Origin of the sequence: Pseudomonas sp. FSL R10-0056 (genome assembly GCF_009600105.1) — a bacterium.
Classification (GTDB): domain Bacteria; phylum Pseudomonadota; class Gammaproteobacteria; order Pseudomonadales; family Pseudomonadaceae; genus Aquipseudomonas; species Aquipseudomonas bubulae.
This window is the reverse complement of record NZ_WIWL01000044.1, coordinates 1-19,002: the sequence shown is the minus strand read 5'-3', so window position 1 is coordinate 19,002 and position 19,002 is coordinate 1. Positions and strand designations below refer to the sequence as shown.

At 56.6% G+C, this 19,002-nt stretch carries 21 protein-coding genes and 1 tRNA gene; 15 read left to right on the top strand and 7 right to left on the bottom strand.

From position 1 onward, the window contains the following. Positions 1-116 precede the first annotated feature (116 nt). Positions 117-1,511, top strand: a complete 1,395-nt coding sequence (sthA, locus tag GHO42_RS02575; protein ID WP_095002200.1) for a Si-specific NAD(P)(+) transhydrogenase — start codon at positions 117-119, stop codon at positions 1,509-1,511. Between the two features lie 42 nt (positions 1,512-1,553). Here the strand turns inward: sthA and GHO42_RS02570 are convergent, their stop codons facing one another. After that, the gene (locus GHO42_RS02570; protein ID WP_095002199.1) at positions 1,554-2,276 is read right to left on the bottom strand and encodes a glycerophosphodiester phosphodiesterase family protein; all 723 of its coding nucleotides are present in this window, start codon (positions 2,274-2,276) and stop codon (positions 1,554-1,556) included. A 36-nt stretch (positions 2,277-2,312) separates the two neighbouring features. Continuing rightward, the gene (locus GHO42_RS02565) at positions 2,313-2,897 is read right to left on the bottom strand and encodes a PilZ domain-containing protein (RefSeq protein ID WP_153327216.1); all 585 of its coding nucleotides are present in this window, start codon (positions 2,895-2,897) and stop codon (positions 2,313-2,315) included. Positions 2,898-2,991: 94 nt separating this feature from the next. Between GHO42_RS02565 and GHO42_RS02560 the strand changes: the two genes are divergently transcribed. From GHO42_RS02560 to GHO42_RS02550, 3 genes are all read left to right on the top strand, one after another. Then, the gene (locus tag GHO42_RS02560) at positions 2,992-4,242 is read left to right on the top strand and encodes a lipoprotein-releasing ABC transporter permease subunit (protein ID WP_153327218.1); all 1,251 of its coding nucleotides are present in this window, start codon (positions 2,992-2,994) and stop codon (positions 4,240-4,242) included. A gap of 7 nt (positions 4,243-4,249) precedes the next feature. After that, positions 4,250-4,933, top strand: coding sequence for a lipoprotein-releasing ABC transporter ATP-binding protein LolD (gene lolD, locus GHO42_RS02555; protein ID WP_165446489.1), 684 nt, complete (start codon positions 4,250-4,252; stop codon positions 4,931-4,933). A gap of 63 nt (positions 4,934-4,996) precedes the next feature. Then, the gene (locus GHO42_RS02550; protein WP_095020286.1) at positions 4,997-6,241 is read left to right on the top strand and encodes a lipoprotein-releasing ABC transporter permease subunit; all 1,245 of its coding nucleotides are present in this window, start codon (positions 4,997-4,999) and stop codon (positions 6,239-6,241) included. Between the two features lie 88 nt (positions 6,242-6,329). Here GHO42_RS02550 and GHO42_RS02545 read toward each other — a convergent pair whose 3' ends face one another. After that, positions 6,330-7,721: a heavy metal sensor histidine kinase gene (locus GHO42_RS02545; RefSeq protein ID WP_150629188.1), complete on the bottom strand. Its 1,392-nt coding sequence runs from the start codon at positions 7,719-7,721 to the stop codon at positions 6,330-6,332. Further along, positions 7,721-8,401 (bottom strand): heavy metal response regulator transcription factor, encoded by a 681-nt coding sequence (locus GHO42_RS02540; RefSeq protein ID WP_095002193.1) that lies wholly within the window; start codon positions 8,399-8,401, stop codon positions 7,721-7,723. The genes GHO42_RS02545 and GHO42_RS02540 overlap by 1 nt, the downstream gene beginning before the upstream one ends. A gap of 155 nt (positions 8,402-8,556) precedes the next feature. On the opposite strand from GHO42_RS02540, the gene GHO42_RS02535 reads away from it, so the two are divergent. Continuing rightward, the gene (locus tag GHO42_RS02535; RefSeq protein WP_153327220.1) at positions 8,557-9,093 is read left to right on the top strand and encodes a plastocyanin/azurin family copper-binding protein; all 537 of its coding nucleotides are present in this window, start codon (positions 8,557-8,559) and stop codon (positions 9,091-9,093) included. A gap of 81 nt (positions 9,094-9,174) precedes the next feature. Then, the gene (queF, locus tag GHO42_RS02530; RefSeq protein ID WP_095019361.1) at positions 9,175-10,005 is read left to right on the top strand and encodes an NADPH-dependent 7-cyano-7-deazaguanine reductase QueF; all 831 of its coding nucleotides are present in this window, start codon (positions 9,175-9,177) and stop codon (positions 10,003-10,005) included. 109 nt (positions 10,006-10,114) lie between these two features. On the opposite strand, the gene GHO42_RS02525 is transcribed toward queF, so the two are convergent. Both GHO42_RS02525 and GHO42_RS02520 read right to left on the bottom strand, forming a co-directional pair. Then, positions 10,115-10,588: a peroxiredoxin gene (locus GHO42_RS02525; RefSeq protein WP_095002190.1), complete on the bottom strand. Its 474-nt coding sequence runs from the start codon at positions 10,586-10,588 to the stop codon at positions 10,115-10,117. A 13-nt stretch (positions 10,589-10,601) separates the two neighbouring features. Then, the gene (locus GHO42_RS02520; protein ID WP_016780071.1) at positions 10,602-11,162 is read right to left on the bottom strand and encodes a glycine cleavage system protein R; all 561 of its coding nucleotides are present in this window, start codon (positions 11,160-11,162) and stop codon (positions 10,602-10,604) included. Positions 11,163-11,489: 327 nt separating this feature from the next. On the opposite strand from GHO42_RS02520, the gene dapA reads away from it, so the two are divergent. The 9 genes from dapA to GHO42_RS02475 all read left to right on the top strand — a co-directional run bounded on the left by dapA (position 11,490) and on the right by GHO42_RS02475 (position 18,364). Further along, a complete protein-coding gene (gene dapA, locus GHO42_RS02515) occupies positions 11,490-12,368 on the top strand; it encodes a 4-hydroxy-tetrahydrodipicolinate synthase (protein WP_095002189.1) in 879 nt (292 codons plus the stop codon). Positions 12,369-12,385: 17 nt separating this feature from the next. Continuing rightward, positions 12,386-13,501: an outer membrane protein assembly factor BamC gene (gene bamC / locus GHO42_RS02510; protein ID WP_153327222.1), complete on the top strand. Its 1,116-nt coding sequence runs from the start codon at positions 12,386-12,388 to the stop codon at positions 13,499-13,501. 4 nt (positions 13,502-13,505) lie between these two features. Continuing rightward, positions 13,506-14,264, top strand: a complete 759-nt coding sequence (locus GHO42_RS02505; RefSeq protein ID WP_095002187.1) for an MBL fold metallo-hydrolase — start codon at positions 13,506-13,508, stop codon at positions 14,262-14,264. Positions 14,265-14,292: 28 nt separating this feature from the next. Further along, positions 14,293-15,006 (top strand): phosphoribosylaminoimidazolesuccinocarboxamide synthase, encoded by a 714-nt coding sequence (gene purC, locus GHO42_RS02500; protein WP_019410660.1) that lies wholly within the window; start codon positions 14,293-14,295, stop codon positions 15,004-15,006. A 91-nt stretch (positions 15,007-15,097) separates the two neighbouring features. Then, a tRNA-Ser gene (locus tag GHO42_RS02495) sits at positions 15,098-15,187 on the top strand. Between the two features lie 379 nt (positions 15,188-15,566). Further along, positions 15,567-16,277, top strand: coding sequence for a hypothetical protein (locus tag GHO42_RS02490; protein WP_153327224.1), 711 nt, complete (start codon positions 15,567-15,569; stop codon positions 16,275-16,277). Further along, positions 16,264-16,929: a hypothetical protein gene (locus tag GHO42_RS02485; protein ID WP_153327226.1), complete on the top strand. Its 666-nt coding sequence runs from the start codon at positions 16,264-16,266 to the stop codon at positions 16,927-16,929. Before GHO42_RS02490 ends, GHO42_RS02485 begins: the two co-directional genes overlap by 14 nt. After that, positions 16,922-17,569 (top strand): hypothetical protein, encoded by a 648-nt coding sequence (locus tag GHO42_RS02480; RefSeq protein WP_153327228.1) that lies wholly within the window; start codon positions 16,922-16,924, stop codon positions 17,567-17,569. The genes GHO42_RS02485 and GHO42_RS02480 overlap by 8 nt, the downstream gene beginning before the upstream one ends. 264 nt (positions 17,570-17,833) lie before the next feature. Further along, positions 17,834-18,364: a YfbU family protein gene (locus tag GHO42_RS02475; protein WP_153327229.1), complete on the top strand. Its 531-nt coding sequence runs from the start codon at positions 17,834-17,836 to the stop codon at positions 18,362-18,364. Between the two features lie 43 nt (positions 18,365-18,407). Here the strand turns inward: GHO42_RS02475 and GHO42_RS02470 are convergent. Then, a partial coding sequence (locus tag GHO42_RS02470) for a tyrosine-type recombinase/integrase (protein WP_256670532.1) occupies positions 18,408-19,002 on the bottom strand: 595 nt, incomplete at its 5' end.

Genomic DNA, 19,002 nt, shown 5'->3' with positions numbered 1-19,002 from the left:
GGCGTTCAGGCTTCTATAGACTGTGCCCCACGTTTTGATCCTTCATGGCGCTGGCCGCGACATGATTTAGCCGTAGGTGCCCAAAGCGGTGCCACGGCCTGTTCTGAGGAGTACGCATGGCTGTCTACAACTACGACGTAGTGGTACTGGGTTCCGGCCCGGCAGGAGAAGGTGCGGCAATGAACGCCGCAAAAGCAGGGCGCAAGGTGGCAATGGTGGATAGCCGGCGTCAGGTTGGCGGCAACTGCACGCACTTGGGCACGATCCCGTCCAAAGCCTTGCGTCACTCGGTTCGCCAGATCATGCAGTTCAACACCAATCCGATGTTTCGGGCCATTGGTGAGCCGCGCTGGTTCTCGTTCCCGGACGTACTGAAAAGTGCCGAGAAGGTTATTTCCAAGCAAGTGGCTTCGCGCACCGGTTACTACGCACGTAATCGCGTCGACCTGTTCTTCGGCACCGGCAGCTTCACCGACGAGCAAACCATCGAAGTGGTGTGCACCAACGGCGTTGTCGAAACCCTGATGGCCAAGCAAATCATTATCGCCACCGGCTCGCGCCCGTATCGCCCGGCTGATATCGATTTCACTCACTCGCGTATCTACGATAGCGACACCATCCTCAGTCTGGGCCACACCCCGCGTAAGCTGATTGTTTACGGGGCAGGCGTGATCGGCTGCGAATACGCGTCGATCTTCAGTGGTCTGGGGGTGTTGATTGAGCTGGTGGATAACCGCGAGCAACTGTTGAGCTTCCTCGATTCCGAGATCTCGCAAGCGCTGAGCTACCACTTCAGCAACAACAACATCACCGTACGCCACAACGAAGAGTACGAGCGGGTAGAAGGCGTCGAAAACGGCGTGATCCTGCATCTCAAGTCCGGCAAGAAGATCAAGGCCGACGCCTTGCTCTGGTGCAATGGCCGTACCGGCAACACCGATCTGCTGGGTCTGGAAAACATCGGCATCAAGGCCAATGGCCGTGGCCAGATCACGGTTGATGAAAACTACCGCACCACCGTGCCGAACATTTTTGCCGCAGGTGATGTAATCGGCTGGCCAAGCCTGGCCAGTGCCGCCCACGACCAGGGGCGTTCGGCAGCGGGCAGCATCGTTGATAACGGCAGCTGGCGCTTCGTCAATGACGTGCCGACCGGCATCTACACCATTCCGGAGATCAGCTCGATCGGCAAGAACGAGCAGGAGCTGACCCAGGCCAAGGTGCCGTACGAAGTGGGCAAGGCGTTTTTCAAGAGCATGGCGCGCGCACAGATTGCCGGCGAGCCCCAGGGCATGCTGAAAATCCTGTTCCACCGTGAAACCCTGGAAGTGCTGGGCGTTCACTGCTTCGGTTATCAGGCATCAGAGATCGTGCACATCGGCCAGGCGATCATGAACCAGCCGGGCGAGCTCAATACCCTGAAGTACTTCGTGAACACGACGTTCAACTACCCGACCATGGCCGAAGCCTATCGGGTAGCCGCCTACGATGGCCTCAACCGGCTTTTTTGAGCGGCTCCGGCCGGTGGCCTGAGCCGGCCGGGGAGACCGATTTCAGCTATTCCCGAGGGTGGCAGTGGCCAAACCGGGAAAGTCTGTAATCAGGCTATCTACGCCGAAGTCGGCGAGCCTGCGCATCAGCGCAGGTTCGTTGACTGTCCATACCGACACATGCAAACCCTGACGCTGGGCCTTCTCCAGGCGTTCAGGCGTGCACAGTGTCCAGTTCAATGCCAGCATCTCGCAGCCATAACTCTGGGCGACCTTGATCGGGTCGAGCCAGGCGTATTCGGCCACCAGGCCGCGGGACAGGTCTGGCGTCAACTCCAGCGCAGCCTTGAGCACCTCACGCGAGCTTGACGTGACCGTGACCTTGTCCATCAGCCCGTGACGTACCGCCATTTCGCGGATTGCCAGCACGGTGGTTGCTGCGCGGGTGCGCGAGGCGCTCTTGACCTCCAGTTGCCAGTGCTCGAAGTCGCACTTTTCAAACAGCTCCTCAAGGCGCGGGATCGGGCACGGCTGCATCCAGCCCGGGCCACCCTTGCGCGCGTCATAGGTCACCAGGTCGGCAGCCGTGTGCTCGATAACCTTGCCGCGCCGGTCCGTGGTGCGCTTGAGGGTCGGGTCGTGGATGACCATCAGCTCACCGTCCTTCGACAGGTGCAGGTCGAGCTCACAGCGCCGTACGCCATGCTTGAGGCATTGCTCAAAGCTGGCAAGGGTGTTTTCCGGTGCTTCGCCTTTGGCGCCGCGATGGCCATAAATCAGGGTCACATTTGCTCCTTGTACAGAGTGATCACGGCCCGGTGCTTACTCGGGCGCGGATGTTTGTTGTTCGCGGGCCAGGCGGCGCGCCTGTGCCTGTTTTTGCAAAATGTAGCGCGCCAGCAACTGGCGCTGCGTATCGGTGAGGGATTCAAATTCGGTATTGACGCGGTAACCGGCATCCTGTGCCTGGCAATCGATGACGCGGGCGCGTAACAACAAGCCCAGGGCCTGGGGCATCAATACCAGCTTGACTGAAAGGTGGCTGCCCGCCGGGCAGGGGTGCGGGTGATGGAACTCGATACCGCCTTCGGACAGCATGACCGGCTGCAGTTCACCGATCTGGCCCAGCACCGTTTGCGCAACGATCTGGCTCAGCAGTTCGACACGTTTGTTCAGGGTTTTAAGGTAGCTGGAAAGGGTGCGGTCGCGTTCGCTGATCTGGCGCAGCAAATGCTGGGACTCGAATTCGCTCAGGTGCAATTCGCTGAGCAAATTGAACAGCGGTGACTCATCCTGCAACACTTCACTGCTCGCGGCTTCGAGGGCCGACAGCGGGGTTATTTCCAGTGCGATCATATCCTCGATACGGTAGTATTCGCGGCGATCTGCTTCATCTAATGTCGACATGGCGAACCCATGATGGCGGCTGTGGTCTGAGTGTAAAGCTGCTTATCAGGCCCCGCCACAAGGACGTCTTCTTTTCCCTCGAACAAGCCCCGACATGTTCAGACCTCTCTCTTTATTTATCGGCACGCGTTATACCCGTGCAAAGCGTCGCAATCATTTTGTGTCGTTTATTTCCCTGACCTCGATGATCGGGCTCGCCCTTGGCGTGGTCGTGATGATTGTCGTGTTATCGGTGATGAACGGCTTCGATCATGAGATGCGCACCCGCGTGCTGGGCATGGTGCCCCACGCGACCATCGTCGGCGATCAGCCGATCAGTGACTGGCAAAGCCTGGCGGCCAAGGTCAAGCAGAACCCCAAGGTGGAGGCGGTTGCGCCGTTTACCCAGATGCAGGGCTTGCTGACCAATGATGGCAACGTGCAGAAAGTCCTGCTCAATGCCATTGACCCGGAGCAGGAACGCAATGTCTCGATCATTGACCGGTTCATGCAGCAGGGCCAGCTCGACTCGCTGACCCCGGGCAGCTTCGGCATCATCATTGGCGACAAGGCCGCGAAAAAGCTGGGTGTGAGCGTCGGCGACAAGCTGACCTTCGTTGCGCCGGAAGTCACGGTGACACCGGCTGGCATGTTCCCGCGCATGAAGCGTTTTACCGTGCAGGGCATTTTTCATGTCGGTGCCGGTGAGATCGACGGCTACCTGGGCATCACCAACCTGCAGGACCTGGCGCGTTTGCAGCGCTGGAAACCTGACCAGGTACAGGGCCTGCGGCTGAAGTTCGATGACCTGTTCGAAGCGCCGCGCACTGCCTGGGAAATCGCCCAGCAGCTGGGCGAGAGCCAGTATTACGCCCGTGACTGGACCCGTACCCACGGCAACCTGTACCAGGCCATCCGCATGGAAAAAGCCATGATTGGCCTGCTGTTGCTGCTGATTGTGGCCGTGGCCGCGTTCAACATCATTTCCACGCTGGTGATGGTGGTCAATGACAAGAAAGGCGACATCGCCATCCTGCGTACCCTGGGGGCGACGCCGGGCACCATCATGGCCACCTTTATGGTTCAGGGCACCGTTATCGGTGTGGTCGGGACGGCCATCGGCGCGGTGGTCGGGATGCTTGCTGCGCTCAATGTCAGCGCTGCGATCTCGGCCCTTGAAGGCCTGATCGGGCACAAGTTTCTCAATGCCGACGTGTATTTCATCGACTACCTGCCCTCGCAGTTGCAGGCACAGGACGTGTTGATGGTGTGCGGTGCGGCATTGGTTCTGAGTTTCCTCGCGACCTTGTACCCGGCCTGGCGTGCTGCGCGCACCCAGCCTGCGCAGGCGCTTCGTTATGAGTGAGTTGGGCATGAAAGAACAAGCAGTGTTGAGTTGCCGCGACCTGGGCAAGTCCTACGAGGAAGGCCCGGAATCCGTGGTGGTGCTGTCGGGGCTGCAGCTTGAGTTGCACCCTGGTGAGCGGGTGGCGATCGTCGGGACTTCGGGTTCGGGCAAAAGTACCTTGCTCAACCTGCTCGGCGGGCTTGATACCCCGACCAGTGGCAGTGTCTGGCTGGCGGGTGAAGAGCTATCGGCCCTGGGCGAAAAGGCCCGTGGCCTGTTGCGCAACCGCTCGCTGGGTTTCGTGTATCAATTTCACCACTTGTTGCCCGAGTTCACCGCCCTGGAAAACGTCTGCATGCCGCTGTTGATCGGCAAGACGGCGATCCCCGAGGCGCGTGAGCGGGCCACGGCGCTACTGACCCGGGTGGGTCTGGGTCATCGCCTGGAGCACAAGCCGGCCGAACTGTCGGGCGGCGAGCGCCAGCGTGTGGCGATTGCCCGGGCGCTGGTCAACAAGCCGGGGCTGGTGATGCTCGATGAGCCCACCGGCAACCTCGACTCGCACACGGCCCAGGGCATTCAGGACCTGATGCTGGAACTCAGCACGTCAATGCGCACTGCGTTCCTGGTGGTAACCCACGACATGAACCTGGCCCGCCAGATGGATCGCGTGTTGCACCTTCAGGAAGGTCGCCTGACCACGATCTGACTGGCCAGCATCTGACGCCTGCAAGCGGGCGTCAGGTCTTCAATTTTTATACGGTGCCCGCGAATGTTCAGACCGTTATCGATTTTTATCGGCACGCGCTATACCCGCGCCAAGCGCCGCAATCGTTTTGTTTCGTTTATCTCCATGACCTCGATGATCGGCCTCGCCCTCGGCGTGCTGGCGATGATCGTGGTGTTGTCGGTGATGAACGGCTTCCAGCGTGAAATGAGTAACCGCATCCTCGGCATGGTGCCCCACGCGACCATCGTGGGCGTCAAGCCCATCGATGACTGGCGCCCGGTGGCCGAGGCCGCGATGAAAAACCCCGAGGTGACGGCAGCCGTGCCGTTTACCGAGCTGGACGGCATGCTGTCCTATAAAGGCTCGATGCAGCCGATCCAGATCAGCGGCATCGATCCGGAGCAGGAAGGCAAGGTCTCGATCGTGACCCAGCACATCGTGCAGGGCAGCCTCCAGGACTTGAAACCCGACGAATACGGTGTGGTGCTGGGCGATATTGTTGCGCGGCGTTTCCGTCTGGGCGTGGGTGACAAGATCACCCTGATCGTCCCCGAGGCCAGCACCGCGCCTGGTGGCATTACTCCGCGCCTGCAGCGGTTGAATGTGGTGGGTATCTTCAAGGTTGGTGCTGAACTGGATGGCACCATGGGCCTGATCCATATGGCCGATGCTGCAGCCATTCAACACTGGGAGCCGAACCAGGTGCAAAGCGTGCGCCTGGCGGTCAAGGATCTGTACGCGGCACCGCAGGTTTCACAGCAAGTGGCGGCCGGCCTGGGGGATGGTTACAAGGCTGACGACTGGACTCACACCCAGGGCAGTCTGTTCAGCGCCATGAAAATGGAAAAAACCATGATCGGTCTGTTGTTGCTGATGATCGTGGCCGTGGCAGCGTTCAATATCATCGCCACGCTGATCATGGTGGTGAACGACAAGGGCGCCGACATCGCGATCTTGCGCACCATCGGTGCGACACCGCGGCAGATCATGGCCATCTTTATGGTGCAGGGCACGGTGATCGGTATTGTCGGCACCTTGATCGGTGGCGTGCTGGGGGTGATTGCGGCGTTGAATGTCAGTGAACTGGTGGGCTGGATGGAGCGGGTGACCGGGCAGCATATCTTCAGTTCCGACGTGTATTTTGTCAGCAACCTGCCATCCGAGCTGCAGGGCGGCGATGTGGCGCTGATCTGCGGTGCGGGCTTTGTACTGAGCTTTCTGGCTACGCTGTATCCGGCGTATCGGGCAGCGAAGATTCAACCGGCCCATGCGTTGCGGTATTCCTGATAGTTGAAGAGCAAAAGCCCCTCACCCTAACCCTCTCCCGGAGGGAGAGGGGACTAAAGGCAAAAGCAGTTCTGCGCAGCGCCACAAATCAGCTCCCTCTCCCTCCGGGAGAGGGCTGGGGTGAGGGCAGCTTTGCTGGCAGCTCCACGACAAACCGCGTTACCCCCTCCTGCGACTCACAGCAGATCTGTCCGCCATGGGCACGAATGATCGACTGGGTGATCGCCAGCCCCAGCCCCGCATGCTCACTGCTGCCTTCACGGCGTGCCGGATCTGCCCGGTAAAACCGGTCAAACAGGCGTGGCAGCAGTTCTGCAGGGATTCCCGTGCCCGTGTTCTCAATGCTGATGCGCGCAGTGCCCGGCAAAGCCTCAATCAGCACTTTGATCGCGCCACCCGCCGGCGTATAGCGCAAGGCGTTATCCAGCAGGTTGGAAAGGGCGCGGCGCAGCATGCTGCGGTCGCCTGCAAGAAGTGCATTGCCTTCGCGGGTCAGTTCAATGTGCGAGTCTTCGGCCAGCAGCGCATAAAACTCCAGTAATGCCTCCACTTCCTGACCCAGATCCAGGGCTTCGCGCCGAGGCGTAAGCAAGCCGTGATCGGCCTTGGCCAAATAGAGCATGTCGTTGACCAGTTGCGCCATCCATTGCAGCTCTTCAAGGTTGCTATGCAGTGCCTCGCGGTACTCTTCAATGCCCCGGGGGCGGGTCAGGGTGACCTGGGTGTGGGTCAGCAGGTTGGACAATGGCGTACGCAGTTCATGTGCGATGTCGGCGGAGAATGCCGACAATCGCTGGAATGAATCGTCCAGTCGCGCAAGCATGGCGTTAAAAGCCGTGGCCAGCTCTGCCAGTTCAGCGGGCATTTGTTCCTGGGGCAGGCGGGCGTTAAGCGAGTCGGCCGAAACGCTGGCTGCGATCGCGCTCATGCGGCGCAGAGGGCGCAAGCCGCTGCGGGCTGCCCACGCACCAAGAATCGCCGTGGCCAGTGCCGACAGGCCTACAGTCATCCAGATCAACCTCTGCATGCGCTGCAGGAAGTGCTGGTGGTGGGTGATATCCAGCAACAGGGTCAGATGCGGCGCATCGGGGCTGTCGGTCTGCGGGACCAGAACACGGTAATCGGTGCCGTTTATTTGCAGGCTGCCCAAGCCCGGGCGGGTCTCAAGCGCCAGTGGCAGGCGCGGTGAGCTGTCAAACCATAGATGCCCGTCCGGGCCGCGCACCCGTATCGCCAGGTCCGGCTGGTGGGCCAGATCCTGCATCAGGGCGGGCAGGCGCAGGGTGAAGCGTTCAAGGGTGTCAGCCCCTTGCAGCGTACTGCGTAGTACGGCGAGGCGACTTTCCATCAGTTGCTGGTCGAGCTCGACAAAATGCACCTCGCTGGCGCGTCCGAACAGCACCCCGGCAAACAGCGATACCACGGCGGTACAACCGGCAAACAGCAGCGCCAGGCGGCTGCTCAACGACAGGCGGCGCATCAACTGCTGCGCTCTTCAAGCACATAACCCATGCCGCGCACGGTGTGGATCAGCTTCTGCTCATGGTTGTCGTCGATTTTCAGGCGCAGGCGGCGAATCGCCACTTCGATGACGTTGGTGTCGCTGTCAAAGTTCATGTCCCATACCTGTGAAGCAATCAACGACTTGGGCAGCACTTCTCCCTGACGGCGTAGCAGCAGCTCCAGCAGGGCGAATTCCTTGGCGGTAAGGTCGATGCGCTGGCCGTTGCGCTCAACACGGCGGCGGATCAGATCAAGGCGCAGGTCGGCCAGTTGCAGGCTGGTCTCCTGGGGAGTGTTGCTACCGCGGCGCAACAGGCTGCGAACCCGTGCCAGCAGCTCGGAAAAGGCGAACGGCTTGACCAGATAATCATCGGCCCCCAGCTCCAGGCCGTGGACGCGGTCAGCGACCGCATCCCGTGCGGTCAAAAACAGCACCGGCATGCTCAGTCCGGCGCTACGCACCGCTTGCAGGATTTGCCAGCCATCACGGCCGGGCAGCATGACGTCGAGAATCAGCAGCGAGTAATCCCCGGTCAGGGCCAGGTGTTGCCCGGTAATACCGTCGGCCGCCAGTTCGGTGGTGAACCCGGCCTCGCTCAGGCCCTGGCGCAAGTACTGTCCGGTTTTGACCTGGTCTTCGACTATCAGCAGTTTCATGGTCGACTCATCATAAAAATTATCCTCAGCCTTATACCTTGGTGCAGGTTATGCAGGGTCAAGCTGACAAAGTTGTAATCTTGCAGTCAGTTGAATGCCAGTGCCGAGACTTTAAAGTAGCGCCAAGCCTGACATTTTTGTTTCTGGGAGTAAGTATGACCGCACGTATCCGTTTGTCGCTTGCTGGCTGTTTTTTGGCCTTGAGCCTGCCGGTAATGGCATCGCCTGCCGGGCATTTTGATTTTGGTCAGCCCGCACCTGCCGCCAGCGCCACGCGCACGGTTGAAATCGACATGACTGATATTGCCTTCACGCCAAAGTCGCTGGATGTGACAGCCGGTGAAACGGTGCGTTTTGTCCTGGTCAACAAAGGGCAGTTATTGCACGAGTTCAACCTGGGCAATGCGGCGATGCACGCGGCACATCAGAAAGAAATGCTCGAAATGCAGCAAAGCGGCATGCTTACCCCGACCGGTATGGGGCATGACGGCATGGATCACTCGGCAATGGGCCACGGCGCCATGAATATGCCGGGCATGAAGCACGATGACCCCAACAGCGTGCTGGTCGAGCCGGGTAAAACCGCGGAGTTGACCTGGACCTTCACCCGCGCCGACAACCTGGAATTTGCCTGTAATGTGCCGGGTCACTATCAGGCTGGCATGGTCGGCAAGGTGAAAGTTGCGCCTTAAAACGTCCTGATTGTCGGTGAACGCTGAAAGCCTGGCTTAAACCCGATAGAATTACCGGGTTTTTCTAGCCAGGTTTTTGTCATGCATCCCGCCGCCGAACATTCCCCGCTGGGCAAGTCCAGTGAATACATCAGCACTTATACCCCGTCCTTGCTGTTCCCGATCCCGCGCGCGGCGAAATGGGCCGAGCTGGGGCTGAGCGCCGAAACGCTGCCTTATGTCGGCGTGGATTTCTGGACCTGCTTCGAGCTGTCCTGGTTGTTGCCATCGGGCAAGCCGGTGGTGGCCATTGGCGAGTTTTGCTTTGCCGCCGATTCGCCGAATATCGTCGAGTCCAAGTCGTTCAAGCTGTATCTCAACTCGCTGAACCAGACGGTATTTGCCGATACCCCGAGCCTTGAGGCTACATTGCGTGCAGATTTGTCGGCCGCATCCGGCAAGCCTGTCAGCGTGCGCGTACGCAGTCTGGATGAAGTTCAGGCTGATGGCGTAGCCGTATTGCCGGGTGTGTGCATTGATGACCTGGATATCACGGTCAGTGATTACGCGCAGCCGCGTCCTGAATTGCTCAAGTGCGACGATTCCCAGGTGGTTGAAGAAAGCGTCTACAGCCATTTGCTCAAATCCAACTGCCCGGTCACCAGTCAGCCGGACTGGGGCACGGTGGTGGTCGAGTACCGTGGGGCGGCGCTGGATCACGCCAGTTTGCTGGCGTACCTGGTGAGCTTTCGCCAGCATTCGGACTTTCATGAGCAGTGTGTGGAGCGGATCTTTCTCGACCTGCAGCGTTTGCTCAAGCCCGAGAAGTTGACCGTGTATGCGCGCTATGTGCGCCGTGGCGGGCTGGATATAAACCCGTACCGCAGCACCGAAGCGGTCGAGTTCCAGAATGTGCGGTTGGTGCGTCAGTAATACGCTGTGACTCATGTGGGAGCGGGCTTGCTCGCGATAGGTCTATGCGGTTTGCCTGACAAACCGCGTCGCCTGAATCGCGAGCAAGCCCGCTCCCACAGAGTTTTGCTTAGCCGTTATTCAACGCCTTGGCCTGCTCAAGTACCGCCTCGACATGCCCCGGCACTTTCACGCCGCGCCATTGGTGACGCAACACGCCATCCTTGTCGATCAGGAAGGTGCTGCGGTCCACGCCGAGGTACTCCTTGCCGTACAGTTTTTTCAGCTTGATCACGTCAAACAGCTGGCACAGGGCTTCGTCCTTGTCGCTCAGCAACTCAAACGGAAAACCCTGCTTGGCCTTGAAGTTCTCATGGGACTTGAGGCTGTCGCGGGACACACCAAACACTTCGGTATTGGCCGCCTGGAACTCGGCGTAATGGTCGCGAAAACCCTGGCCCTCAGTGGTGCAGCCCGGCGTGCTGTCCTTGGGATAGAAGTAGATCACTACCTGCTTGCCCTTGAGCTGCGACAGGCTGACGGTTTTTTCACTCGTCGCCGGGATCTGGAAATCGTCTACGGGTTGGTCAATTGCAACAGCCATTGAATCGGTTTCCTTACATCGGGTTCTGTGGGCGCCAAGGTTCGATCAGTGCGTCCAGGTTCAGCGCGTCGGCGAAGTCGAGGAACTGATCACGCAGCCAGCTGATTTGCACGCCGGCCGGCAAGGTCACAGTGAAGGTGGCGTTGAGCATGGTGCCGCCGGTTTGTGGCGCCTGATAGGTATCGCACGTCAGGTTTTCCAGCTCGACGTTATGGTCCATGAAGAACTGGCACAGCTCGTTGATGATGTCCGAGCGGTAGGCCGAGCTGACATAGGCCACGTACGGCAGCGCCTGCGGGCGGGTTTCAAGGGCCGCACTGCGTACTACATTGACGCTGAACGCGTGCTTTTTGGCCAGCGCAGGCAAGCCAGCTTCAAGGCGTGCCAGGGCGTCCCAGCTACCGGTAACTTCCAGGACCAGGGCACTGCATTCGCCGTGGCGAGTCAAGCGCGAGGTCACGACAGCGCAGCGATTTTCATGGCTGGCGCGGCACAGCACGTTAGTCAGCTCCATTGGGTTGGCGCCAAGGGCACTGATGACAAGGAATTGTTCGCGAACTGTGGGGGTGGACATTCAACCTTCCTAAAACGATGAGCGGTCAGTACGGTCGATGGCAGGCAAGTTGAGTATCAGGTAACACTTGAGCGTCAGAAGCCCGTCAATACTGCGTTCCAGGCGGTTTGCAGGCTCTGCAAAACGTGCTCGGTGGCGTTTGGGCGGGGCTTTTGGCGCTTGCTGAGGGCCTGTGAAACAGACTTGCGCACACATCAGTACCAATCAAAGGCTGAAGGGTAGCGAAAAGCAACGCGAAGGGGAATGCTCATCGGGCGCGCTGTTGCTTGTGCAAGGGTCATGGCGCCAGTACCATTACGGCTCTCTTTTTCCGGCAGGAGCGGTTGCATGATTGCGGGCAGTATGGTGGCACTGGTCACACCTATGGATGCACAAGGTCGTCTTGATTGGGACGCTCTGAGCAAACTGGTGGACTTTCACCTGCAAGAGGGCACCAACGCCATTGTTGCCGTTGGCACTACAGGTGAATCGGCAACTCTGGATGTGAACGAACACATTGAAGTGATTCGTCATGTCGTCAAGCAGGTTGCAGGGCGCATTCCGGTGATTGCCGGCACGGGCGCCAACTCGACGCGTGAAGCGATCGAACTCACCACCAATGCAAAGGCCGCTGGCGCCGATGCATGTCTGCTGGTGACACCGTATTACAACAAGCCGACCCAGGAAGGCCTGTACCAGCACTTCAAGGCGATCGCCGAAGCGGTCGATATCCCGCAGATCCTGTACAACGTTCCGGGCCGTACCGCCTGCGACATGCTGCCGGCTACCGTCATTCGTCTTTCCACCGTGCCGAACATCATCGGTATCAAGGAAGCCACCGGCGACCTGACGCGCGTACCGGCCATTCTGGCAGGGGTGAGCAGCGACTTCCTGGTGTACTCCGGCGACGACGCCACCGCAGTCGAGCTGATCCTGCTCGGCGGCAAGGGCAATATCTCGGTAACCGCCAACGTTGCTCCGCGTGACATGAGCGACCTGTGCGCTGCTGCGATGCGTGGCGATGCCGACACTGCCCGCGCGCTGCACGAAAAGCTGATGCCGCTCAATAAAACCCTGTTTATCGAATCCAACCCTATCCCCGTGAAATGGGCGCTGCATGAGATGGGCATGATGTCGGACGGTATCCGTCTGCCACTCACCTGGCTCAGCGAGCCTTGCCACGAACCACTGCGTCAGGCAATGCGCCAGTCCGGTGTCTTGGTTTAATTGAGGAAGCACTACGCATGAAGCGATTGACCGGACTTTCCGCACTAGCCGTGATTATTTCCAGCACCAGCGGCTGCGGTTGGCTGTGGGGTCAAGAGGGTTACTTCCGCGACCGTGGCAGCGACTACCTGGAGGCGCGTCAAACCGCTCCAATGCAGTTGCCGCCGGGTGTCCAGACTGACAAGCGCCTTGTGCCGCTGTTGCCGATCCCCAGCAATGTGCCCGACGACAACGTCAAGGGCGAGTTTGAAGTACCGCGTCCACAGCCGTTGGCTGTAGCCGCCAGTGCCAGCGATTTCAGCCTGCAGAAAAGTGGCGACAGCCGCTGGGTCATGGCGCAGCGTTCGCCGTCAGAGGTTTGGCCGGTAGCGATGCAATTCTTCCAGGACAATGGCTTCCGCATCGACGAACAGCGCCCGCAAACCGGCGAGTTCACCACGAGCTGGCAGCGTGCTGACGAGCTTTCCGCTCCGATCGCCCGTCATGTGGGCAGCAGCGGCCTGGCCTCCGACAGCGAAACCCGCCTGCGGGTACGCATCGAGCCGGGTGTGCAGCGCAATACCAGCGAAATCTACGTGGTCAGTGCCAACCGCCCGGCCGGTAGCAGTGCCAACGTCGACTTTGGCAACCGCTCGGTCAACACCGGTCTGGATGCAGCCCTGGTTGATGAAATGCTGATCAGCATGAGCCGCAACGCCGAGAAGGGCGGTTCGGTTTCGCTGCTGGCTGCCCGTGATTTCGACACCCCTGCACGTGTGAGCCTGAACGAAGACGGCAGCGGCAACCCGGTGCTGACTCTGACCGAAGACCTCGACCGTGCCTGGTCCAGCGTAGGTCGTGCACTTGAACAGGGCGAATGGCGCGTTGAAGACATCAACCGCACGTTGGGCCTGTACTACATCAACCTCGCCGAAAAAGCCGAGAAGAAGGACGAGAAACCTGGTTTCTTCTCCGGTCTCTTTGGCAGCAAGCCGGACAAGGAAGAAGTTGAAGCCCGTGCCCAGCGCTATCAGGTTCGCCTGAGCAAGGTGGGTGAAAGCGTGCAAGTGACCGTCGAAGAAAACATCAACACCGTTGCCTCGCCAGAAGTGGCGCGCAAGGTGCTGGGCGTTATCCAAGACAACCTGGGCTGATTGTATGCGTTTTGCCGTTCTCGGCAGTGGTAGCCAAGGGAATGGCACGCTGATAGCCAGCGACAGCACCTATGTACTGGTCGATTGCGGTTTCTCGTTGCGAGAAACCGAGCGTCGTCTCGCCAGGCTCGGTATCAGCGCTCACCAGCTGAGCGCGATTCTGGTCACCCACGAACATGCCGACCATGTGCATGGCGTGGGTTTGCTGTCGCGTCGCTACAATTTGCCGGTGTACATGAGTCGTGGTACCCAGCGCGGGATGCGCAAGCCTCTGGAGGCCGCCGGTTACGTGGCGGGTGGTCAGACGCTGCAAATCGGAGCCTTGAATATCAGTGTGACCCTGGTCGCCCATGATGCCCAGGAACCCACCCAGTATGTATTCAGTGACGGCAAGCGGCGGTTCGGCTTGCTGACCGACCTGGGTTCGTATTGTGCTGGCGTGCTGGACAGCTATCGCGACCTGGATGCGCTGATGATTGAAGCCAACCACTGTCGGGACCTGCTTGCCCGTGGTCACTACCCTGCGTTTCTCAAGCGCCGGGTAGGGGGCCAGGAAGGACATTTGAACAACCACCAGGCCGCAAGCCTGGTGGCCGAGTTGGGCTGGCAAGACCTGCAACACCTGGTACTGGCCCACCTCAGCAGCAAGAACAACCTGCCGCAGCTGGCCCGGCAATGTTTTGTCGACACCCTAGGGTGCGACCCGGACTGGCTGCAACTGGCCGATCAAGATTCAGGGCTCGACTGGCGCACAATCGCCTAGCCCACCTACTTAGCATGCGGAGCCCATCATGGAAAAACGTGAAGAACTCTATCGCGGTAAAGCGAAATCGGTTTACAAGACCGACGACGAAAACCGCTTGATCCTGCTGTTTCGCAACGACACTTCGGCGTTCGACGGCAAGCGTATCGAACAACTTGATCGCAAGGGCATGGTGAACAACAAGTTCAACGCCTTCATCATGCAGAAACTCGAAGAAGCCGGCGTGCCGACCCAATTCGACAAACTGCTGGGTGACAACGAGTGCCTGGTGAAGAAACTCGACATGATCCCGGTCGAGTGCGTTGTGCGTAACTACGCAGCGGGCAGCCTGGTCAAGCGTCTGGGTGTGGAAGAGGGCATGAAGCTCAACCCGTACACCTTCGAACTGTTCCTCAAGGACGACGCCAAGGGCGACCCGTTCATCAACGAATCCCACGTCGTGGCTTTCGGTTGGGGCACTGCCGAGCAACTGGTTCGCATGAAAGAACTGTCGCTCAAGGTCAACGACGTACTGAACAAGCTGTTCGATGACGCTGGCTTGCTGCTGGTCGACTTCAAACTTGAGTTCGGCGTATTCCACGACGGTTCCATCGTCCTGGGTGACGAATTCAGCCCGGACGGCTGCCGTCTGTGGGACAAGGCTACCGGCAAGAAAATGGACAAGGACCGCTTCCGTCAGGGTCTGGGCGACGTAATCGAAGCCTACGAAGAAGTTGCAAACCGCCTCGGCGTCCCGCTTTAAGCAGTAAAGGCGCGCAAGCAACTGATACAGCGCGGTTTTTTTGAAAAAAGGCTTTGCCATAATCAAAAACCGCGCTATTATTCGCGCCGTTGGAGAGATGCCAGAGTGGCCGAATGGGACGGATTCGAAATCCGTTGTACTGGCGACAGTACCTAGGGTTCGAATCCCTATCTCTCCGCCATTATTGAACAAGACTAAGCCCCTGAAATGGTTGAACATTTCAGGGGCTTTTTCGTTTTTGTCTTTCTACTTAGGGCATTTTTAGGGCAATTTCATCAGGGATTTAAGCTAAGTACGTTCACTGCTAGCTCCGAGCTTGCCAAGCATTTCGCTATAGAGGCGTCTCAGTGGGGCGCCGAGTTAACTAGTGGTAGCTGCCATCTATTGATGGTTTTCTTTGTGGTACGTGAGTTTGTTCGCGCGGGCCACCTAGGCAAGGGGGGCCAAAGTTAGCTAGACTCTGCGCATGATTTGTATCATTCCCTAAATGGGTGTGACCAGAGCGCGCATGTGAGGCATTCATGCGATTCTCGTACCATCAAACCGATAAGTGAATTTCAATGACACAGACCACCGCTTGGGCCACTGAGACAATTCGTTTAACTCTCTTGGGGGTTCCTGAGGGCGTTAATGTGTCTTGGAAGTCTGTTGCGGGAGCAGAGCCAGAGTCGGTCACAAATCGCCCGGCGCAGCAGCTTTCGATTCAGGAAGGCCCTTTCGGGAATGGTCGTCTTGTAATCACATCACATCCAGGGAGAGTTGATATCGCCTTGGGTGCGATACCTACTGATCCTATGGGTCATCCATCACTAGGGGAATTTGCATCTGTAAGTGCAAGTTTTGAGGCTAGCCTTAAAGGGCTAAAATTGCCGACAGTTGCACGATTGGCGATGGGTGCAACGCTCAATGTTTTCCCAGATTCTTTAGTGGCAAGTACACTTATGCTCAAAGAACTGGTGCCGGAATTAAGCTTTGGTTCGGATGCATCAGACTTGGTATTCCAGGTGAACAGGGCTAAGAAATTCCCTAAGATTAGTGGGTTGGTAATGAACAGGCTGACAAAATGGTCGCAGTTGTTGAGCCAGACTGTTCAGTATCAAAATAACGAAGCGATGAATACTAAGCATAACCATCTTATTCAGTTAGAACTTGATTTGAACACTAGTCCCGGTTCTAAGTTGCCACATGCTGATGCGTATAAAAGTATTATTGCGGCATTCTTCAGCGAGGCTCGTGCATTAGCAGGAGTTAATGAAAATGCAAATGGATAGCGCATACTCTATGTTAGAGTCATCTGTAATGATGGCTCCAATAGAAAGGAGAGTCTCGGAGTTCTATGATTCTGGCCGTATCGGCTCGGTTGTAGTTACTAGTTCTACTTCGGTTCCTGCATATGATTTTAGGCTGAATATTGTTTCTTATAATTCCTCCATAAAGGATATTGATAAGTTAACTTCGGCCAAAAAATATATCGGCTTTAATGACAGTACTATTACTCGTCTTAATGTTAAAGAAGGCTGGATTGTAAATAAGCTTGTTGATACTCAGGTTGTACCTATAGCGGGAAAACTCATCGCTGCTATCGAAGAACAGCTTGATTCAATTTATGCTGTGGATGCTGCAGCACTAATTGACTCTGAGCAAAGCAGAGTGGCAATTAGAGCTGTAGTGGATGTTGTAGAAGATTATATAAAGGCTAAGGATCTCTGGAGCCTAAATGAGTTTTTAGCTGCTGCCCAGCCAGCTTCGATGCGAAAGATCACCAGTGTTTCAATTTTGCGTACATCATTTCGTGTTCGAGATAAGCTGAGTAACTGGGCGGGACTTTATGACCTTGTGCATGCTCATCTGACCGAAACTGAACAAAACCCTGATCGAGCCTTGCGGGGGTTGTCTCGACCTAAGGTAGTTGATATTGCCTGAGGTAAAACTTATTGGTGATGTAGGCCTGTTCGGGGCTGCAATTCTTCAGACGCCAACCCCCGGACAGCGACATGCGGCATTAGTGTTCAAAGACCGTAGTAAGAAACACTTAAGTCTTCTGCATTTGGCATGGCATTACACTTTGAAGTGTGATCCCCTCAATGCGCCTTATCGTTCGGTCCCGAATCTGAATTTTGATGAGGAAGAACTTGAGCTTTTTGCTGAGCAAGCTTCTCGCTTGTATGATGAAAATACTGCTGGTATTCCTTACGGGATGGAATATACGGGTGCATCTGTTTTTAATGGCGAAATGGGGTTTATAGATGCACCAGGCGCGGGGTTGACTTGTGCGACCTTCATACTTGGTTTTTTTAATAGCTTGGGCTTTGATATTCTTGATCTCTCGTCATGGCAAAGTCGAGATGATGATACGCTGTGGCAGTCTAATATTTATGCGGCGCTTGAGCCCCGTCTTACGGCTGAGCGAAAAGAAGCTCAGAAAGATTTGATTGGTGCTGCATACCGATTCCGGCCAGAAGAAGTTGTTGGCTCTTTTGCTATTTTCGAGTCCTCTCCGATCGATTTTTCTGATGCAGTTACGGTAGGTGTAAAACTTTTAGATGAAATGCACGCTAAGTAGTCTTTCTATCTTCATTATTATCAAATATTAGTAAGCCCTTGAAATTCTTTAGTATTTCAGGGGCTTTTTTGTGGGTGAGTGGAAATTCATGGCAGTTTACGGTAAAAGTACCTGCTTTTCAGGTGGTACGGCGTGAGTGATGCTAGGCAATAAATATCTAGTAATGCTTTTGGGTGTTCTGGGGTGTGGCTATTTGGCATTATTCCGTTGTCTGGTTATTCCCTTGGATTGAGGGTTTTTCTGTAGGCGCTTAGGAGCAAGGAAATGCAACCTACTGCAACCGAGCAGCTTATTCTTCATATGCTGTGCGATATTTATAAAAAGCTCGGAATTACTGACAGCTTCGATCCTGATCTCATTGCTAGTGCCGTATCTTCGGATGATTGCTGGGTTCTGGATTGGGCGTACGACATAAAGGATGAAGGTGCTAGGAATCCTCCACATGTGACTGAGGTTGTGAATACATTGGATATGTATTCTTTCCTGAGTCAAGGCTTTGAGCGTTTAGATGCCGCCGATAAAGCGGTGGTTGTCAGTGAAATTCCAAGAATAAGAACTGCAGTGGAGTTTCCCGGGTACGATGGTAATAATGAAGGAAAGTACAGAACTGCTGCAGCCTACATGGTCAATGACCTAGATCGTTTTGAATCAATGAAGGATGTGGCGGAGAGAAATTCTCACACACATATGGCTGGTACATATGCACGTCAATACCAAGTGTTTGAGCCTATCAGAGCAACTCTAATACAGCGCACCATGACTGCAGATGAGATTGTTTCTGTGCTTAGCGCGTAGCCGTTCGGTAGTAGAGCGTATGCAGGCCCATTTGGGCCTGTATTCAATGTGTTCTGAATCCCAGCATCTCAGAAACGACCCCTGCCATGCTCTTGGTATCGCGCGGTATCCATCTCCCGTAGTGCTTTCTCACCATAGTCGTATCCGCATGGCCTAGTTGCCGAGCGACCCATTCGACAGGCACATAGCTCGATAGCATCTGACTCGCAAATGTATGGCGGCACTGATTTGCACCTCGATGGCGAATCTCTGCCTTTTTAAGGTGTGAAGTAAACCAGTTGCTCAGGGTCTTGCCGTTCCAAAGCAGGCCACTGGTGCTACTGCGAAACAAGAATCGTACCTGTTGTTTTTTACTGGTGATGTTGTCGCGTTGAATCACTTTAATCTCAACGCTTGGAGCCTGTGAAGCGTCGGTAATAATTTTGCGCATCAACTCCAGGGCAGGGTCGATCAGCTCGACTGTCCGCAGCCTGGAGCGCTCTTTCGGTACTTTGAATTCGCCTACCACTGAAGCTCTGCGCACATGAATGGTGCCCGTTTCTATATCCACATCCTCTACTGCTAGGCTCTGTACGTAAAGTATTGTCGCAAGCACCGCATAGCGCAGGCCAATGAGACCATCGCCGCAAAACTTGTTG

Bases quoted from the DNA above. Each gene is read 5' to 3' on its own strand.
- GHO42_RS02565 (WP_153327216.1), bottom strand. From the start codon at position 2,897: ATGTCGACATTAGATGAAGCAGATCGCCGCGAATACTACCGTATCGAG.
- GHO42_RS02485 (WP_153327226.1), top strand. From the start codon at position 16,264: ATGCAAATGGATAGCGCATACTCTATGTTAGAGTCATCTGTAATGATG.
- bamC (WP_153327222.1), top strand. From the start codon at position 12,386: ATGAAGCGATTGACCGGACTTTCCGCACTAGCCGTGATTATTTCCAGC.
- GHO42_RS02550 (WP_095020286.1), top strand. From the start codon at position 4,997: ATGTTCAGACCGTTATCGATTTTTATCGGCACGCGCTATACCCGCGCC.
- GHO42_RS02545 (WP_150629188.1), bottom strand. From the start codon at position 7,721: ATGCGCCGCCTGTCGTTGAGCAGCCGCCTGGCGCTGCTGTTTGCCGGT.
- queF (WP_095019361.1), top strand. From the start codon at position 9,175: ATGCATCCCGCCGCCGAACATTCCCCGCTGGGCAAGTCCAGTGAATAC.
- GHO42_RS02540 (WP_095002193.1), bottom strand. From the start codon at position 8,401: ATGAAACTGCTGATAGTCGAAGACCAGGTCAAAACCGGACAGTACTTG.
- GHO42_RS02520 (WP_016780071.1), bottom strand. From the start codon at position 11,162: ATGTCCACCCCCACAGTTCGCGAACAATTCCTTGTCATCAGTGCCCTT.
- GHO42_RS02505 (WP_095002187.1), top strand. From the start codon at position 13,506: ATGCGTTTTGCCGTTCTCGGCAGTGGTAGCCAAGGGAATGGCACGCTG.
- lolD (WP_165446489.1), top strand. From the start codon at position 4,250: ATGAAAGAACAAGCAGTGTTGAGTTGCCGCGACCTGGGCAAGTCCTAC.
- sthA (WP_095002200.1), top strand. From the start codon at position 117: ATGGCTGTCTACAACTACGACGTAGTGGTACTGGGTTCCGGCCCGGCA.
- GHO42_RS02535 (WP_153327220.1), top strand. From the start codon at position 8,557: ATGACCGCACGTATCCGTTTGTCGCTTGCTGGCTGTTTTTTGGCCTTG.
- GHO42_RS02475 (WP_153327229.1), top strand. From the start codon at position 17,834: ATGCAACCTACTGCAACCGAGCAGCTTATTCTTCATATGCTGTGCGAT.
- GHO42_RS02560 (WP_153327218.1), top strand. From the start codon at position 2,992: ATGTTCAGACCTCTCTCTTTATTTATCGGCACGCGTTATACCCGTGCA.
- purC (WP_019410660.1), top strand. From the start codon at position 14,293: ATGGAAAAACGTGAAGAACTCTATCGCGGTAAAGCGAAATCGGTTTAC.
- GHO42_RS02490 (WP_153327224.1), top strand. From the start codon at position 15,567: ATGACACAGACCACCGCTTGGGCCACTGAGACAATTCGTTTAACTCTC.
- GHO42_RS02525 (WP_095002190.1), bottom strand. From the start codon at position 10,588: ATGGCTGTTGCAATTGACCAACCCGTAGACGATTTCCAGATCCCGGCG.
- dapA (WP_095002189.1), top strand. From the start codon at position 11,490: ATGATTGCGGGCAGTATGGTGGCACTGGTCACACCTATGGATGCACAA.